At 43.1% G+C, this 17,523-nt stretch carries 14 protein-coding genes and 1 pseudogene; 5 read left to right on the top strand and 10 right to left on the bottom strand.

What is annotated here, in order from left to right; translation table 11 throughout:
• The first annotated feature begins 615 nt into the window (after positions 1-615).
• A pseudogene (locus tag IGJ25_RS02070) lies at positions 616-2,102 on the top strand (helix-turn-helix domain-containing protein).
• 160 nt (positions 2,103-2,262) lie between these two features.
• Here IGJ25_RS02070 and budA read toward each other — a convergent pair.
• From budA to IGJ25_RS02055, 3 genes are all read right to left on the bottom strand, one after another.
• Positions 2,263-2,979: an acetolactate decarboxylase gene (budA, locus tag IGJ25_RS02065; RefSeq protein WP_438779083.1), complete on the bottom strand. Its 717-nt coding sequence runs from the start codon at positions 2,977-2,979 to the stop codon at positions 2,263-2,265.
• Between the two features lie 18 nt (positions 2,980-2,997).
• Complete coding sequence (gene alsS, locus IGJ25_RS02060) at positions 2,998-4,650, bottom strand: acetolactate synthase AlsS (protein ID WP_081116132.1); 1,653 nt, start codon at positions 4,648-4,650, stop codon at positions 2,998-3,000.
• Positions 4,651-4,904: 254 nt separating this feature from the next.
• The gene (locus IGJ25_RS02055; protein WP_015508776.1) at positions 4,905-5,864 is read right to left on the bottom strand and encodes an alpha/beta hydrolase; all 960 of its coding nucleotides are present in this window, start codon (positions 5,862-5,864) and stop codon (positions 4,905-4,907) included.
• Positions 5,865-6,082: 218 nt separating this feature from the next.
• Between IGJ25_RS02055 and IGJ25_RS02050 the strand changes: the two genes are divergently transcribed.
• A complete protein-coding gene (locus tag IGJ25_RS02050; protein WP_081116133.1) occupies positions 6,083-7,009 on the top strand; it encodes a methyl-accepting chemotaxis protein in 927 nt (308 codons plus the stop codon).
• A 100-nt stretch (positions 7,010-7,109) separates the two neighbouring features.
• On the opposite strand, the gene IGJ25_RS02045 is transcribed toward IGJ25_RS02050, so the two are convergent.
• The 3 genes from IGJ25_RS02045 to IGJ25_RS02035 are packed head-to-tail and all read right to left on the bottom strand — an operon-like array spanning position 7,110 to position 10,635.
• A complete protein-coding gene (locus tag IGJ25_RS02045) occupies positions 7,110-7,883 on the bottom strand; it encodes a hypothetical protein (RefSeq protein ID WP_010748580.1) in 774 nt (257 codons plus the stop codon).
• Positions 7,884-7,887: 4 nt separating this feature from the next.
• Entirely contained in the window at positions 7,888-9,273 is a 1,386-nt protein-coding gene (locus IGJ25_RS02040; RefSeq protein WP_225000649.1) for a hypothetical protein, read from the bottom strand.
• Positions 9,274-9,318: 45 nt separating this feature from the next.
• Complete coding sequence (locus IGJ25_RS02035; protein WP_010748578.1) at positions 9,319-10,635, bottom strand: hypothetical protein; 1,317 nt, start codon at positions 10,633-10,635, stop codon at positions 9,319-9,321.
• A gap of 426 nt (positions 10,636-11,061) precedes the next feature.
• Between IGJ25_RS02035 and IGJ25_RS02030 the strand changes: the two genes are divergently transcribed.
• A complete protein-coding gene (locus tag IGJ25_RS02030) occupies positions 11,062-12,198 on the top strand; it encodes a serine protease (protein WP_081116135.1) in 1,137 nt (378 codons plus the stop codon).
• 109 nt (positions 12,199-12,307) lie between these two features.
• On the opposite strand, the gene IGJ25_RS02025 is transcribed toward IGJ25_RS02030, so the two are convergent.
• The 4 genes from IGJ25_RS02025 to IGJ25_RS02010 all read right to left on the bottom strand — a co-directional run bounded on the left by IGJ25_RS02025 (position 12,308) and on the right by IGJ25_RS02010 (position 15,596).
• Positions 12,308-12,808, bottom strand: a complete 501-nt coding sequence (locus IGJ25_RS02025; RefSeq protein ID WP_010748576.1) for a hypothetical protein — start codon at positions 12,806-12,808, stop codon at positions 12,308-12,310.
• A gap of 241 nt (positions 12,809-13,049) precedes the next feature.
• A complete protein-coding gene (locus tag IGJ25_RS02020) occupies positions 13,050-13,478 on the bottom strand; it encodes a DUF1761 domain-containing protein (RefSeq protein WP_010748575.1) in 429 nt (142 codons plus the stop codon).
• Between the two features lie 107 nt (positions 13,479-13,585).
• A complete protein-coding gene (locus tag IGJ25_RS02015; RefSeq protein WP_081116136.1) occupies positions 13,586-14,932 on the bottom strand; it encodes an amino acid permease in 1,347 nt (448 codons plus the stop codon).
• 295 nt (positions 14,933-15,227) lie between these two features.
• The gene (locus tag IGJ25_RS02010; protein WP_318248578.1) at positions 15,228-15,596 is read right to left on the bottom strand and encodes a YxeA family protein; all 369 of its coding nucleotides are present in this window, start codon (positions 15,594-15,596) and stop codon (positions 15,228-15,230) included.
• Between the two features lie 320 nt (positions 15,597-15,916).
• Between IGJ25_RS02010 and IGJ25_RS02005 the strand changes: the two genes are divergently transcribed.
• Positions 15,917-16,468: a GNAT family N-acetyltransferase gene (locus tag IGJ25_RS02005; RefSeq protein WP_010748572.1), complete on the top strand. Its 552-nt coding sequence runs from the start codon at positions 15,917-15,919 to the stop codon at positions 16,466-16,468.
• A 75-nt stretch (positions 16,469-16,543) separates the two neighbouring features.
• On the top strand, positions 16,544-17,470 hold the full coding sequence (locus IGJ25_RS02000; protein WP_010748571.1) for an ROK family protein: 927 nt from the start codon (positions 16,544-16,546) through the stop codon (positions 17,468-17,470).
• Positions 17,471-17,523: the final 53 nt, after the last annotated feature.

Below are 17,523 nucleotides of genomic sequence, written 5' to 3'. Positions count from 1 at the left end.
CTATAAAGTAACTTTCCTATAATATTCATTTTATCTTTTAACGGAAAATGCGCAAGAATTTAGCATTTTATATGGTTTATTGAAAAATTTAGTGATTTTCCAACGATATATTTTCTTAATTTAAACATCTATAATCTATTTCCTTTTTATAGTAAGATAATATTGAATGATTAAAGAAAATACTCTTCGTGCTTTTTTTAATGCTGTCTCCTCTATCTAAACTACATTCATTTCTTTTTTCATTGTTTAAAAAATATTATCTGTTATTATATCAATATTGGATATTTTTAATGGTATTATCTTGACAATTTCCTTTAACTGAGCCTTTATTAGCGGGTCATCATCTATGCCCTACAACCAGCGTCTTTGTAGAATCCTTGGCAGAACTTAATTTAGATTTTTGCTATACTGATGTAGCCGATTTTTAGTATAGTATGCATTTGTATTTTGTAACTACTAATTTTAATAGAAATCTCGATTTTCTTTCTTATTGGGCTTTTTACATTGCACACTTTCACTATTCTATTTCATTTTGATGATCAAATTATATTTCCTAAAAGGGTTGTATTTTTTATAATAGAATAAATTCACACAAGTATTTCCTAGGAGGCTGAAATGAAAACATTTCAATTAAAATTTATGAAAAACAACTCACTTGTTCGTTGGTTAAAGCTTTTGGACAAGTTTGAAAAAAAACTACCTGCACGTTAGGTGAGTTGTCAAAAGTTACTAACAGTAGCTCTCGAACATTGATTTCTGATATAGCAAACATCCGAAATTATTTTCATGGTACGATAGAGATAAGCTCTTCTAAGGTCGGCTATTTTTTTGAAGAGATTGATGGGGAAGCTTATAGAAGAAAAAAACAAAATTTAGTGAAAGATGAACCTATTTTTTTAATATTGGAAAGTATCTTTTTCAACGAATTACAGTCTTTGATGGATTGGAGCTTAGCCCTTAACATTTCCGAGCAGGCATTAATTAGTTACTTTAAAAAGATCGAAGTATTTTTACAGCCTTTTAATCTTCATATCGAAACAAATCCAGTGAATTTTGTCGGTTCAGAAATTGATATTCGAAAATTTTTCTGCCTATTTTATTATGAATCTGACATTAATGTTAACACTATTTTTCCTTCAATTAATGTCCAAGAAGCGGTTATTGAGATCACTGATCTATTAAAAGCGAAGCAATTGCAGTCTTCATCGTTCTCTTATTTTGCCTATGTCCTTTACTTGTGCGTGGAACGAAGTAAACGTGGTTTTTTAGTAGAGCCTAACCCAGAGTTAGTGTCAATGATTCAACAAAATGATTTACTTCCTCATTATGAATCTTTAAATCAGATTATGCAGCGCCATTTCGAGTGTGAATTACCAAAATCTGAAGCAATTTATCTATTTACTTGTGTGATTTGTCGCCGCAAGTTAAATGATACTTCCAGTGAAAACTTTTGCCGCAACTACAACCACTGGCCAGAGCTGAAACAATTAGCCCATGATTTTTATGCAAAAAATAAAGGCAACAGCTTCGATGAACAAAAAGACTTACTTTGGTTAGAAGCTTTTTTTACAGTAATAAAACTGCAGGAATTATTATCTCCCTCAATGACCATTAATATCGATGACCTCAATTACTTCGTCCAAGAAAAATTTGCTCAAGAGTACCAAAAAAATTACTATTTTCTCCACAATCACCCACTAGTAGAGAAGGTTTATTCGTTACAAAATTTAGCTGATATCTGTGCTAGCTTGACGTTGCATATGGAAGCTATAAAGGAAGAAAATTGGGGATCTCATCGAACGATTGCAGTGATATTTGAAGGTAATGACTACGTATGCGAATATGCTGAAAGTATCGTTCGTCGTTACCTAGATGCCTATCATACAATGTACTATCCTGATTCAAATGAACTATCACATGAATACTTGAAAGAAAAAAAAATCGATCTTTTGATTACCAATTATTCAGAATATACAACGGAATATTTACTTAATGTCGAAAGTGTATTGCTAAAATCGATTCCAGATGCCTCTGATTGGAATCGGCTACTCAATCATATCAATCCACGGATTTTACATTTAGTAGTGCTTGACAATCAATAGACTATTCCATTTTATTCCTGTATTGTTACGTGAATAGAGCAACTAAAACTATTAAATAAAGCCAACGCTTCCTATCTTCCTAAGAGGACCAGCGTTGGCTTTTTATTGGGAAAGTAATTTATTCTTACGTCATAAATTGCCATTCAATTTTAAATCTCTTTTATTCGGCAGCTTCAATATCTTTGGCGATTTTTGCGACATCGATCTCCCGCTGCAAGTAGTCTTGGTTGTCGATAGGAAAATGCTGACGAAATTCGGCTAGTTCCATCAATTCGACTTCACCAGCTGCCACTTCAAAGTCTAAGACATGGCCAGCAAATGTCCGATCATCACTAATAAAATGCAGGTGGAAACCAGCAGCCGCAGCGCCGTGGAACAACAGCGGGGTAAAGAATCCGACGATCGTTCCGCTGATATTTTCTGTCTGAAATTCGGGCTGATGCTGGATGATCTCAATGAATTTTGGATATGGTTTTTCTTGCTTTGGGGCAACGCGGACGTGCATCTTGGTAAATTCCCCATGGATTTTGACAGCGGAAAACAAATTCGGGCTGACTTCGGTCAGGACGTGGTTTTTCACTTCTTCATCGGTCATTTCTTGGCTAACCTGCAGGTGCTTCGCCGCAGAAAAATCAACGACTGCCGCATAGGGGGTTCCTTCATTGCCTTGGAGCACTCGCACCTTGCCCGACTCGTCTACATGGTAGATTTCACCATCTAAAATAATCACTTCACCATTGGAACCAGCCAATGTACCGATCCCAAAATCGCCATATTCAAGCATTTTGCCGATTTGCTCCGTGCCATCCATTAAATCCTGCATCAACCCACCTAGGGTGCCATGCTGATATAAATAACTTTTGTTTTTCACTTTCATCTTGCTGCTCCTTTGGTCTTAATAAAATTGATCAGGTAGGATCGTTTTGCCAAGATCGGCATTATCTGAATAATCCACAGGGATATCAATGATCACTGGACCATCCGTTGCAAAGCCTTCTTCGATGGCTGCCATCAATTCTTGTTTAGTGGTTGCCCGTAAGCCTTTGGCACCAAACGCTTCGGCATATTTTACGAAATCAACGGGTCCAAAATCAACCCCAGAAGCACGATCATATTTCATTTCTTCTTGGAATTTCACCATATTGTAGGTACCGTCATTCCAAATCAAGTGAATGATGTTTTGTTTCAAACGGACAGCTGTTTCTAACTCTTGGGCAGAAAACAAGAAGCCGCCATCGCCAGATACAGAGATCACTTGAGTATTTGGTCGCACGAGCGCTGCAGCGATCGCCCATGGCAAAGCGACTCCTAAGGTCTGCATGCCATTACTAAAGAGCAGATGCCGTGGCTCATAACTACGGAAATGACGGGCCATCCAAATGTAATGGCTGCCGACATCCACTGTTACCGTCATGTCGTCGGTCACTTCTTGTTGCAAAGCATCGATGATTTCCAAAGGATGCAAGGTATTGTTGCTGCCTTCGACATCCGCTGGTTTTTCATTGAGTTTGGTTTGCAGCGTCGTTAAATAGTTTTGGGCGTCTTCGCTCAAGTGATACTGATCGATGGCTTTTGATAGTTGTTCAATAATTTTCGCGATACTGCCCATCAATTCAACTTCTGGCTGCATAAATGGATCGATCTCCATCGGTACTTCATCGATAACGATCACCCGGGCATCTTTTTCCGCATTCCAGTTGCGGGCTTCGTATTCGATCGGGTCGTACCCCACAGCGATCACTAAGTCGCTGCGTTTCAACAGCATATCACCAGGCTGATTGCGGAATAAGCCGACGCGGCCAAAGAAATGCTCTTCTAATTCACGAGAAATGATCCCAGCACCTTGGAAGGTCTCTACGACAGGCAACCCAGTTTTTGCAACTAACTGACGAATCGCTTGTGTTTCTTTCACGCCTGAAGCCCGCATCCCTAAGAGTAAGACAGGCAATTTGGCTTCTTTGATCCGATCGACGAGTGCCTGGATATCTTCTGCATCGGCACTGCCTAATTTAGGCGAAGATAGTGGTTTGATCGCTGCCCCTTGAACGGTTCCATCTGTCACATCTTGAGGAATGGATAAAAAGCTCGCCCCTTTTTTCGCTGTTTTTGCGATGCGAAAGGCGTTGGCAATACTTTCAGAAAGGGTTTCAGGATCTTGGACTTCACTGCTGAATTTCGTGATCGGCGCAAACAACGCCGCATTATTCATGCTTTGGTGGGTCAATTTTGAAAGGTCAGAACGCTTCACTTGGCCTGCTAGTGCCAAGACGGGATCACCTTCGGCAGTTGCCGTGACCAACCCAGTCGCTAAATTACTGGCTCCTGGTCCGCTTGTTGCAATGACGACTCCTGGCTCTCCTGTCAGGCGACCGATTGCTTGTGCCATAAAGGCCGCGTTTTGTTCATGTCGTGCCAAGATCAACTCTGGTCCCCGATCACTCAACACGTCAAACACGCCATCGATTTTTGCACCGGGAATCCCAAAGATATAAGGCACCCGATGATTTTCTAAACTTTCAACAATGATTTCTGATCCTCTTGCACTCACTGTATTACCTCTTTTCAAAAACTGTATTAATCACAATACATATAATAGCACTTTTTATTTATTTATCAACGAAAAACACTTATTAAAATCTGTATTATAAAGGCGTGATTTTTTAGAGAGCGTTTGCATCTGCTTCAGACTGCAGGTGTACGTCTTTCAATTTTTCCGACAAAAAAAGGAGTGGATCGCTCCCCTCCATACATCCTTTTCTGTATCAGAACACCGCAAAAAAAGAAGCTGCTTTCGTCGGTTTCTTATTCTGCAGGGACATTTTTTTCCGTCAGCCAACCGACAGCCAGTGTCATGGCCGCTCGTGCGGCTTGGGTCTGATCCATCGCATTGACCATCACAAAATCATGGATGATCCCTTGCATCCGTGCTTGGGTGACTTCCACGCCAGCTGCTCGTAAATGCTGCGCATAGGCTTCCCCTTCATCCCGCAAGACATCTGCTTCGCCTGTAATGATCAACGCTGGCGGCAGATCGGCTAACTCCTCTTTGGTCGCGCGTAGTGGAGAAGCGGTCATTTGATCCCGCTGTGTTTCATCCGTCGTGTATTGATCCCAGAACCATTGCATCCCTTCTTTGGTCAGAAAATAATTTTCACCGAATGCTTCATACGAAGGCGTATCAAAGCGGGCATCTGTCACAGGATAGAACAATAATTGCTGTGCGATCGGAATGCCGCCACGGGCTTTCGTTAACAAGGTCATAACCGTCGCCATGTTCCCACCTACGGAATCGCCAGCCACGGTCAAACGGCTAAGGTCTAAGCCTTTGACATCGACAAATCCCGGTAATTGCTGCAAGACCGCATAATTTTGTTCGATCGCCGTTGGGTATTTTGCTTCTGGTGAACGACTATATTCAGGAAAAATGACGATCGAGTTGGTTCGTACCGCCAATTCACGGATCAATTTATCATGAGTCGCGGCACTGCCGAAGACCCAGCCCGCACCATGGAGATAATAAATGACAGGGAGAATCGCATGATTTCCTTCAGGACGAACAAAACGAACATTGATGGTCCCCCATTCGCCTGTATCTACGGTCTGATCTTCTATCTCAACCGCCAATTTATTGACGGGTGACTCTTGGACTTGTTCCAATAGTGCGCGCCCTTCTTCTGGCGGTAATTCATAGATCCGTGGGTGCGGTGCATTTGCCTCACTAAATTCAACGGCTGCTTTTTCCAACGAAATTCTATCTGTCATACGATTCTCTCCTTTTGTTTGAAATCGTTCGTGTTGACCTTAAGGGTACCACCAAGTCATTCTGATGCAAAGAATCTTGCTTCCTTCTGCTTCCAGGCATTTCGCTCGACAAAAAAGGTGGTTTTTGCACTCTTAACTGCCTTGCCTTCATCACCGATAACTGTAAGACACTCGCTGTGTAAACTTCCCAAAAAACTGAAAGGCGTAGGTAAGTACGTATGAAATTCACATTAGATGAAACACAAAATAACCGTCTGCTCGCTGCTATTTTTCAAGAACTCGCTGTCATAGTCTTTGATCCGCAAAAAGAAGTTGTTTTCGCCAATGCCAACATGACGGATATCCTAGGTTATAGCCAAGAAGAAATCATTGGCTTGCCGCATCGGACCTTTTGTTTTGACCATTATGCTGCCAGTACGGATTACCAAACTTTCTGGAATCAACTGCTTTACTCAAAGCAACGGTTTCAAGACAAAATCATTCGGAAAAACAAACAAGGAGAAAAACTGATTTTAGAAGGGATCTACTTCCCCGTCCTCGATGAGCAGCAAGAAGTCGTTAACGTCGTCAAAATCGCTTTTGACATTACCCAAAGAGAACAAGCCTTAGCGGTCACTATCAAAAAAGTGCAAGAAAGTGCTGCTTCCCTGACACGACTTTCTGCCAACGGACACCAGCAAGTCGATCATTTGTCAGAGAACTTGGCGCAAGTCAAACAGCTGTCTGATCAAAATCAAGCAACGACCCATGCCTTAGAAATGGATAGCCAACAGGTGACAGCGGTGCTGCATGACATCGACCGCATTGCGCAACAAACCAAACTGCTGTCCTTCAATGCTTCCATCGAAACGGCACGGATCGGCGAACAGGCAGCTGGCTTTCGGGTGGTTGCGGATGAAATGCAAAAATTAGCTGAACAGACCAAGCAGTTGACCCAAACCATTGCCGCAACCATGCAAGCCATCAACCAACAAGCCTTAGTCGTGTTAGATAGTGCCGATTCGACGACCATGAAAATCAGTGATTCGCAAAAAAGCCTCGCTGCCGTTTTGCATTCTTACGACACGCTGCGAACGACGGCCAGTCTATTAAACGATGAAGCCGAGTATTTATCAGAAACCAACGACGCTGAGTTGGAAACCTAGAAATCAAATGAATAAAAAAAGAGCGCCGCTGTTTGCGACGCTCTCTTTGGTTTTCTAACTAATAAATTGATTCCCTATTTGATTTTATTGATACTCAGCACTAGCCAGCCTCCCACCCTTGCAACAACTGCTGTAATTCTTGCAAAAATGATTGGGTCGTAAAGCCCAATGCTTGAAGAGGAACACGATATTCCTGTTGAACCACCAAAAAACTGCCAAAGATTTTATGTTGGACCTCAAAGGCGAGGTTTTTCCAAATACTCCACGAAAAACTGGCTATTCGTTTTTCTTTCTTTTCGTAGGTGCACAAATACACTCGCTCGATACCAAAAAGCAGCCCCGCATTCGCTTTCTTGCCAGTCATCTGTGCCGTTAGCAGTGCCAGAGGCGTCTCCGTTTCAGGCACTTGAAAACTGGTAAGGACTTGTCTTTGCCATTGCCGTGGCAGCACTTGTCTTTCTCCAGAAAAATAGAACAAAAAATCTTGCTCTTGCAAAAAAGCATTCAAACGAGTTTGTCGCTCCTTGACTGGATCGCGTGGCGCCCGCTGAATCAAAGACGTCTGATTCATTGCCGATTGCTTTGACTGCTTGTGATCACTTGAACCCCCTGCCGCTGAGGAGTTTCCCATGGGAAGAGGATCCATCGTTTGGTTGGCAGCAGCTGACTGACTGATTTTCTTCAGCAACACAGCAAGGTGCGTCAACGAAAGCTGTTTTGCTGCCATAGAATTGGCATGCGGGCTTTTGGTAGGATCGAAAGATTGTTTGATCACCATTTTCCCACGACAATACAGACAAATCGCCGTGCCAGCGTCCCAATTGACTTCTAGTTCTCCTAAGCAGTGTGGGCATTGAATCGGAATAATATCCATTGAATCATCCTTTCGTTTCGATACAGGTATCGGAGCTATCCGTGGTAAAGATACGGATCGTATTCCAGCTGACAAACGCCAGCAGCACTAGAAGCGATAAGCCATAAAAACCGAAATACCAAGTCAGGATTGCTAAAAAAAGGATCAAGGCAAATTCATACGCCATGTTTTCCAGACCGCTGTAAAATACTGTCTTTCGGACGAGTTTCTTCCTACGGGCTTCAAAAGCTTTCTTCACAGCAGCCGTTGATCCATCCGACTGACTCAACGCCTGAGAAAGTTCTGCTTTGAATCTGCCGTACTCTGAGAAAAACTTAACCTCTGGTACGAGCAAGAAATACCACGTCGCAAGACAAGCAATCAGCAAGATGACCGCTGAAGCGAGCAGACTAAAGGCAACAGCAGGCATTAAAAAGCCACCAAAAAGAACATTTAAAAGGGTCCCTGAAATTATTCCGAATGAAAAAAAGGTATAGCAGAACTGCCATAGGACACTGCTGGTTTTGGAAAAACTTTTTTTCACTTGCACGAGCTGTTCACATTCAGGAAGCTGGGTTGGAAAAAGACGTTCAGCATCGGTGCCATCAGCCACGAAAGAATAGGTTTGGTTTCCGTACTTGAATTCGCCAATGTAATAAGGAAAATACAGTTTTTCCGTATCACATTGTTTCGGAAAAAGAGTCAGTTGAACCTCATTGGCAACCTCTGTTCCCACCAAATGGTCTTTGGCTTTTGCTTCAAAGACTTCCAATAGATGGGTATCAGCAAGTGCTGCTTCTCTGGAAATATCAAAGGGCAACACCTGAACGTCTTGGCTAAGTGCCGAAAACTGCTGCATATCCGTGCAATAGGCGGCACCTTTTTGAAGATGCAGCGGCAGCTTGCCATTGATACTGTAATCCGCTTCTTTTTGGGTATCCGTAGGGAAATATTCATTGAAAACCGTTGTGTTTCCGCTGTTATGTAAAGAAATGTCGGCAGTAATGCGCCCACTCTCCCTCTGCTGTTCCTCGTGGACATAGCTTCCTCTCACTTGCGCATCATAAGCAATTTGAAAATAATACATCGGGATGAATACACGTTTTAGATGAACCATCTCTAGCTCAAAAAAGATACTTTCCGAGATGGTCTCTTGCCAGGCTAGTTTATTTTTCAACGCCTCTTCACATGCCTTTTCATCATAGGCAAACGGATAAAATCCTTCTTTGACGGTCCCTTGAATGCGTGGCAACTCTTTCAGCGAGACGGCTTGGTTTGTTTGTTCCTGTTTTTTTTGTTCCGGTTTGATCAACAGCTCATTCAAGCAATACTGACAGACTGCTTTTCCTGAGTCCCAATCAACTTCTAGACGCCCTAAGCAACTGGGGCATTGGATTTGTGTGATTTTCATTTTTTCTCCTTTTTTATGAATCATTTTTTTCAACAAGATGGCTTATCAAAAAAACCGACGAATGTTCCAAATAATATTCCAAATAAGGGTAGCAACCACGACCACATAAGCGAGTGTATCAAGCCATTCAGAAAATTTCCTGATTCTTGCAAGGTGCTTCCCACGCTTCTCATAGTTTGCTAACAAAGCTGCCCCAGCCGTTTTCTTACCTAATAATTCTATTTTAAGCTCATCTCTAAATTTTTGGACTGTTTTGAGATACTGTTCTTTTAGAAAGTGCAACACTATCCCCGATACTACCCAATAGACGGCAGTTGGCAGGGAACTCATGACAATCCCCCCTATGACAACTCTGAACACTCTTCCTAGAGGGAGCCATTCAGAAATGAATAGTGCAAAGAACAGCAGGAGCACACCTAACGTAAAAAAGAGTACGGAGGACCAGCCAAAAACCTTGCGAGCTTTTGAAAAATTCGCAACCGTTTGTAAGGTTTCTTGGCATTGTGGGATAATCGGCAGCTTCATTCGGTCAGGATCTTTGCCGTCGATCGCAAATTCAAAGGATCGCTCTTGGTACTTGAAGGTGCCCATATACAGCGGAAAGTAGAGCTTTTCTGTTGCACAGCTGATCAGGGAAAGATCTAGGTGCAGCTCTTTTAGATGATCGGCAGATTCTTTCTTCTGGATCACCGCATTCGCCTGGGCTCTCAGTTCCGCTTGTTTTTCAGAACCAAAGAGCGCCTGCTCTTGCTCAATATCAAAGGGAAAAACATGAATAGCATGTGCTGAGACTAGCTGTTGAAATTCCTTTTGATCGGTACTAAAGTACGGTTTTCTTTTCATTTCATCATTGACCTCGAAGCTCTGAGGAATTTCTTGCTCGATCACCTCCGAACTGCCGCATTGATAGAGTATGACCGTCTCATCTGGATGGTCGCCGCGCTTCTTTTCCCACGTGGTCGTATGCGAGCCGTCCCAAGCAATGGAATGGGTATCGTAGCCAAAGGCCCCCTCCCATTGCATCGTATAGGTCACCTGAAATTCATAAATCGGAATAAAATATCGTTTTACCTCGCTGACTTCAAGATGAACGACAATGTCCTCAGGAACTGATTCCTGTTGGATCAGCCATTTTTTCAAGGCATTTGCTACCTCGTCTTCATTAAAGGTAAACGAATAAAACCCTTCTTTGACTTCTTGAAAAACTACGGGAGCTTGTTCATTCGAAGCTTCTTGCGTTTGTTTTGGCGGCGAATGTAGGACTGACTTCGTTAAGCAATACTGGCAGACTGCTTTTCCTGTCTCCCAGTCAACGGTTAACTGACCCAAGCAGCTGGGACATTGGATTTGTGTGATTTTCATTGCTTCTCCTTTTGCACATACTGATTTTCTTATCAATGAAGTGGCTTGGTTGCAAGTGAGGGGGAATATCTTTTTTATGGTGTTAGTTGGGGGAAGCAGCGAAGGAAAGCTGCTTGTTTGCAGGTAGTTGCTCGCTCTCATCCGTTTGTTCGAAACATTTTTTCCAGTGATGAAGCAAACAAGTGTATTTGTACCAAGAGCTGTTTATCCAAAAAAACAACCGCAAACGAAAAACAACTCTTTACATATGATTTTATAATAAAAAATACCTTAAATCTATTTAATATTGATAAAAAATAATTGCTGATTTGCTAGTTGAGCTTCTTCCGTACGCTCAGCAACCCTTACTAGTCGGTTATTGATGGCGGATACGTTAGTAAAAATGTTATAATTAAAATATTCACAAGAAAGGAATTGGAAAGAGTTATGGGGATGTTTATTTTTGTTATAGGTTTTTTGACAATGGTTGTAAGCGGAATCTTTTTTATTCTTGGATTGATCAAGAAAAAGCCGCTTCGCAACAAAATCGTTATTTTTATGGGTGGTTTTCTCTTATTGATTGGCGGGGCACTATTGACTCCTGCAGCAACACCGGAGCTTCACGTAGATGAAGCAGAACTGGTTACGAATGAGCAAGGCGAAGCGGCGATCACTGGGCGAACCAACCCAGAAGCGCAACTGACGATCAACGGGGTGGAGGTTTCGCTGGCGGACGAAACATTTTCTTATGCTGTCCAACTGGAAGATGAAGAGGAACAGGAATTTACTGTCCAAACCTCCATGGGTGGAATCACTAAAGAAGAGGTCGTCACCGTCAAACCTTCTCACGCATTTCTAGCGAGTTTGCAAGCTGAAAAACAAGAACAAGAAGCACTGGTAAAAGCCGAGACGGCACTGGCTCTTGCCGAAACCCAGCCAAACCAAAAGAATTACAACGAAGCCGTGACGCTGATTCATGCTTTAAGTAAAACCTACGAAGATCTCGCTACTCGGCTCGCGGTAGTTGAAGACCATCTTGCCATCGGCAAAGCCCTTGATACTGCTGAAGCTTCTCTTGAACGCAGTGATTTCGATCAGGCAAAAGAATTGGTCGCACAAGCGGTTTTGAATAAGGAAACGTTTGAAAGTCGGTTATCCACTGTAGAAACCAAGATTTCTGAGAAAGAAGCAGAAGCCCTCGTTACAGAAGCTGTCCAAGCGGTGGAAGCAGCAGAGGCGGAACCGACAAAAGACCGACTCGCTCAGGCAGAGGATGCCGTCGCTCGTCTCAAGACCCCCGATGAGGAATTAGCTGCTCGAACGAAAACAGTGGCGCAAACGATCATTGCCAACGAACAAGCAGCCGCCCAAGCCAAGGCGGAGGAAGAACGACAAGCAGCGGCAACTGTGCCAGAACAAAGCCAGCCAGCCGCTGCTAGCAACCAAGCCCAAACGTCGGTCCTCGTGACACCAACAGGTTCGAAATACCATACGAGAAAATGCGGCAACGGTACCTACACGCCTGCAACTTTAGCAGAAGCGCAAAGTCGCGGACTTACTCCTTGCGCAAAATGTTTTCCGTAATAGCCACTAAGTTTTGCAACGAAAAAAAGACAAACCTCATTTTTGTCTAAGGTTTGTCTACTGTCTGAAGCGGTTGTCTCGTCGGAGGCAGCCGTTTTTTTGTCACTTGCTAGTTTTCCTCATACGAAAACTCGTACTCGTTTTGTTCATCATCGATCAGACGCTTGTCATTGTTGTCCGCCATTTTGAATACTTTCTCAAAATCATCGCCAGTCATGCGCACTTCCTTTTTCTCTTGATCAATGATCACTTGGGCATTGGTCACTTCAAAGGTGTGCATAGGACCGATGTCTGCCGCAGTCAGTGCTTTGCTTTTGGGAAACTCTGCTTGTAGTGTTTCGTTGATTTGCGCTAATTGCGTCTCTTGTTCTTCTACCAAGTCCGCAGGTTCCTGATTCGGATTGGTAAAAAAAGTCAGCGTTTTATTGACAGTGATTCTTCCATCTTCAAATAGATACAAAGCATATTGTTGATGACTGTTGCTATTGGTCAATACTTGATTCGCAGCTGCAGAGTCAACCCCTGAGCTGCTGCAGCTTGTCAAGAAAAATAGTGTCCCTAAACAAACGACAGCAAATATTCCTCTACCTAACATGCTTTTCGTTTTCATTTTTTCCTCCTCTTTGCCCCTAATTTTGTTTCTTTGATGATTTTTCCGCAATCCGCGGATTTAGGTTTCCTACAGATTAAAGTGCTTTTAGTATAGCATAAATTATTTGCTTTTATAGCTATTTTTTATAGTAAGATTAATTTTACGCACAAAAAAACCAACCTTGTTGAAACAAGATCGGCTTTCTTTAGGATTGATTCGTTGAGACCTTTGAACGCTCTCGCTGGGGTATGATCGTTGCCTACTGTCCAATCAAGCCGACAACAAGTCCTAAAACGATCACTCCTAGAAACCCATTCACAAGGTGCAACCCGACTAATTTGCGGGACTGTCCCGAGTAAACAGCCATCACGAAGGTGGCGACCCCATAAACCCCTAACCACAATAAGCAAGCGACTTGCAAGGAGGTCATCAGCCAACCATCATGATCGAATTTTGCAAACCAATAGACGACTTGATAGGTCGCTTCTGATAAGAGGATCCCACCAACGATCGTGCCGCCAAAGGTAAAGAGCATGTCACCGGTCGTCATCTGCTGATCAGCCATCTTCTCTGTCATTCCTGATTCTTTCGCCCAAAACTTGCCCCACTTATGCATCGGGTTGTAAAGCAGACTTTCCACCACGACCCAGCTGAGGGTGCCGAAAATCAATGTCCAAAAATTAACCATTTTCGTTTTCTCCTACACTTTATTTTATCGTCACATTCCTGAGAAACGAAGAAACAACCGAACGCGGGGTTCCTTCCCCATCAGTTTATGTCTTAAGGGACGTTTCTTCAACTTTTTTCACTGGTTTCCTCAATTTTTCGATGGTTCCAATAAAAACTAAGAAAAATGATCGTATACAATAGTGCGGTGAAGCCAGTGACCGCCAATGGGTTAGTGATCAAAATACCGACAAACAGCAAAATCAGTGCAAGGATCGCCCCACTCAAGAAAATCGTATAGCCCATTTTCTTCTGCTTGCGTACCAAAACAAACGCAGCCGCACTGATCAACAACCAAATCAGCAATACAGTATAAGACAGGGAGCCTGCTAGATAATTGAAGAGTTTGTCGCCTAAAAAGTAAGAAAGAACGACCCCAAGATATAAAGTACCGCTGCAAAACATGATCGCTCGTTGGGGCACGCTGTTTTTATTCAGCATCGTAAAGCGGCTTTTTTTCTGGCCATTGTTGCTTAATCGGAAAAACAACGTTCTTGAAGAAGCATAGACTCCAGAATTGATTGACGAAAACAAAGCCAAAATAATCACTAAATTGACGATGTCGGAGGCAAACGGGACATGGATTTTTTGAAACACCATCACAAAAGGACTGACATTTGGATCGGCTAATTGATTCCACGGATAAATGATCAGTAAAAGAAACAAGGGAATGATGTAAAAAGCGGCAATCCGAGTCATCACTCCTTTGATTGCTTGCGGGATCGCTTTTTTGGGATTTTCCGCTTCACTGATCGTAATGGCTACTAACTCAGAACCGCCGTACGAATAGATTACGACCAGTAAAGAATTGATAAACCCTTTGATGCCATGGGGGGCAAAACCACCATAGTCTGTCATTTGTCTCATCGTCGGGAAAAAGCCCAAATCAAAGACTTGCGTGGCAACCAGATAGAGACCCACCAAGATCAACGCGATCACCACACTGATTTTGGCCCAGGAAAGCCAATATTCTGTTTCCGCAAACAAGCGAACCGAAAACAAATTGATGATGGTCGTGAGTAGTGCCAAAATCAACACAAAGATCCAAGCTGGAATATTGGGAAACCACAACTGCAAAAAGCTTGCGGCAGCGACTGCTTCGGCGATGATGTTGATCATCCACATTGACCAGTAGATCCAGTCGATGAAATCGGCTGTATGCACTCCGAGATATGGCTGGACTAAGCCCGAAAGGCCATGTTGTTTTTGGTCAGATAAGACCAACTGTCCCAGTCCTGTCATGACGACAAATAAGATCAGCCCGCAAAAAATAAACGCCAGCAAGACCGCAGGCCCCGCTAACTGGATCGCTTCACCGCTGCCTTTGAATAGGCCAGCACCGATGGCGCCACCTAGTGCCAACATAGTGATATGTCTGGTTTTCATCTGCTTTTTTAATTGATTTTTTTCTGTCATAGGTTCCTCCTTGAAAACCGTTGATCCTCCATACAAGGTGATTCTCTCACTGTTGCTATTTTTAATTATATGAATGATTTTTTTTAACTACCTCATAGAGAATACCAGACGCTTCTGCTATTGCAACGAAGAATTGAAAAAATTATCTATTTTTTCTGAAAATTCTATCATCCTCTAATCTTTTTCACCTAAATCAAATCTTGGCGAGCTTTAATCTAAGTGAACGCACGAAAAAAGCCATCTCCCAACTTGCGGGAAATGACTTCCTGTCCTTTTTTTCAAGCAGGCTTGATGATCAATGAGTCGTAACCAACTCGGCTTTGACGGCGTCAGGGAGATCTTGCTCGGTCACCTCTTGATACGACTCCACATGTTTGCCCTTTGCATCAAGCTCTAGGTAGGCATTTTCTTTTAGATTTTGTGGTGCCCAAAACGTGATTTTTATCTTTTGCCCATCTTCATTGACTCCTTCTTGTGTATATTCGTAGGAATCGTGTTCTTGCAACACGCCATACTCGTCGGATGTTTTGACATAGACTTTTTTCTCCGGTACGAACGGATTGAAACGATCCACCAGCTGAACCAGTTCGCTGGAATCATCTTTCGTAAAATAAGACCATGTAACCAATGTGACGGTCCCGATCGTTAACACGAGCAGGATCATACTAATTGCTTTCTTCAAGTGATTGTCCTCCGTTTTTTCTATCTACCTTCAGTATAAAAAAACAAGCGATAAATATAATCAAACTTAAGGCGTATTTTTCCGTCGGTCATTGTGACTAAGGTATCAATGAAATATTTCTGCTTTTTCCAACCTCAATGTATAGACAAACAACTAAGTTCTCCTACAAAAACGTCCCTTCTCACAGGAAGACCAGACTGTTTAATAAGTATCGTGATTTTTCATTCTTTGTAGTAAACTAAACTGCAACAACTTACTTTTAAATACTCATGATTGAAATCTATAGAAAATCGAGGTGCCCCATGCTAGAAATCAAACTGATCGATCAAAAACATCAAGCTGACATCCGCTTAAAAAACGAACCCTTCTCCTTATGGGGGAAAATGCTGCCGTCTTATAATGAGGGCAGCTGGCAGTACACGATCTGTAAATTTGCATCCGAAGACATTCAGACGATGCGTTTCCCCGATGAAAATTATTGCTATGACGAAATGAGCCGAAACAGTCTGTTTATCGGTGCTTATGATGATGGAAAATGCATCGGCTTAGCGATTGTTCAAGACGCTTTTTTCAAGTATCTGCACCTCTATGACTTAAAGGTCAACACAGACTACCGTAAGCAAGGAATCGGTCAACTACTGATCCACCAGGCACTGAAAGCGGCCCTTGCCAAAGGCTATCGCGGCATCTACACACAAGCGCAGGACAACAATCCTTCTGCCTGTCTGTTCTACTTGCGAGCAGGCTTTCGTATCGGAGGTCTGGATACGGAAGTGTACAAAGGAACCAATCAGGAAGGCAAAAGTGACATTTTGTTTTATTTGGATGCAGCGGAAACGGCAGGCAAAAAATAGCTGAAAAAAGAAAAAAATTCCTCCTGCCAGATGGTACACTTAAGGCAACAATGTTTTAGAAGGTGAGGAAGAAGAATGTACGTAGGATTTGATGTTGGCGGAACAAGTATTAAATATGGTGTTTTAGATGAAAGCGGAGTGATCCTTGAAAAATCAGCGATCCCTACTAGCTATGAGCCAGCCCAGTTTTATCAGGATCTACTCACGATCATCGAAGATGCCCAGAGCCGCCACACGATTGATGGCATTGGGATCAGCGCCCCGGGGATCGTTCAAAAAGACGGCTTTATGTTAACTGCGGGCGCCATCAAATCGTTATATGGCGAAAATTTCAAAGCAGTCTTGGAAGCGCGTACAGGTTTGCCTGTGGCGGTGGAAAATGATGCCAATGCAGCAGCGATCGCTGAAAAATGGATCGGCAATGCGCAAGAGGCTGCCAACTATTTGTGTCTTGTCCTAGGCACAGGTGTAGGCGGTGGGATCGTGATCAATAATCAAGTCTACCGAGGTGCTCATGGCATGGCTGGTGAATTTGGCTGGATGGTGATCGATCAGCTGCCAGAAGAAGGCAATATCGAGGAAAGTTCCATCAATAAAAAAACTGCCGTCGTGGGCGGCTTGATTCGCCTCTACAATTTAGCGGGGGCAGCAGATCCTGGCTTTGAACCCACCCAAGACGCCAAAGAGATTTTTGACCGCGCGCAGCAAGGCGAAGCGTTGGCGCTGAAGCTGACGGACCAATTTCTGACGGATCTGTCTGTAGGGCTGATCAATTTGATCAGCTGCTTTGACCCAGAATTGGTATTGATCGGCGGCGGCATCAGTGCCAATCCTTATTTCTGGGAACGCCTGCAGGCTCGCTTGACGATCACGGAAACACGGCATGAAGCGATCAATTATTTGCGCGGACAAACCATCGCACCTGTTCGTCCAGCGAAGCTGAAAAACGACGCCGGCTTGATCGGCGCAGTCTATCAGATCCACCAACAGCTGCACCGTTAAAAGTTCGGATATGCTATACTGGTGTAAATTGATTATCTAGGACAGCGAGGAAC

Source organism: Enterococcus sp. DIV0240d (assembly GCF_051711245.1).
GTDB lineage: Bacteria > Bacillota > Bacilli > Lactobacillales > Enterococcaceae > Enterococcus_D > Enterococcus_D casseliflavus.
Note: the sequence above shows the minus strand (reverse complement) of the source record. Positions and strands in the feature narration are given on the sequence as shown.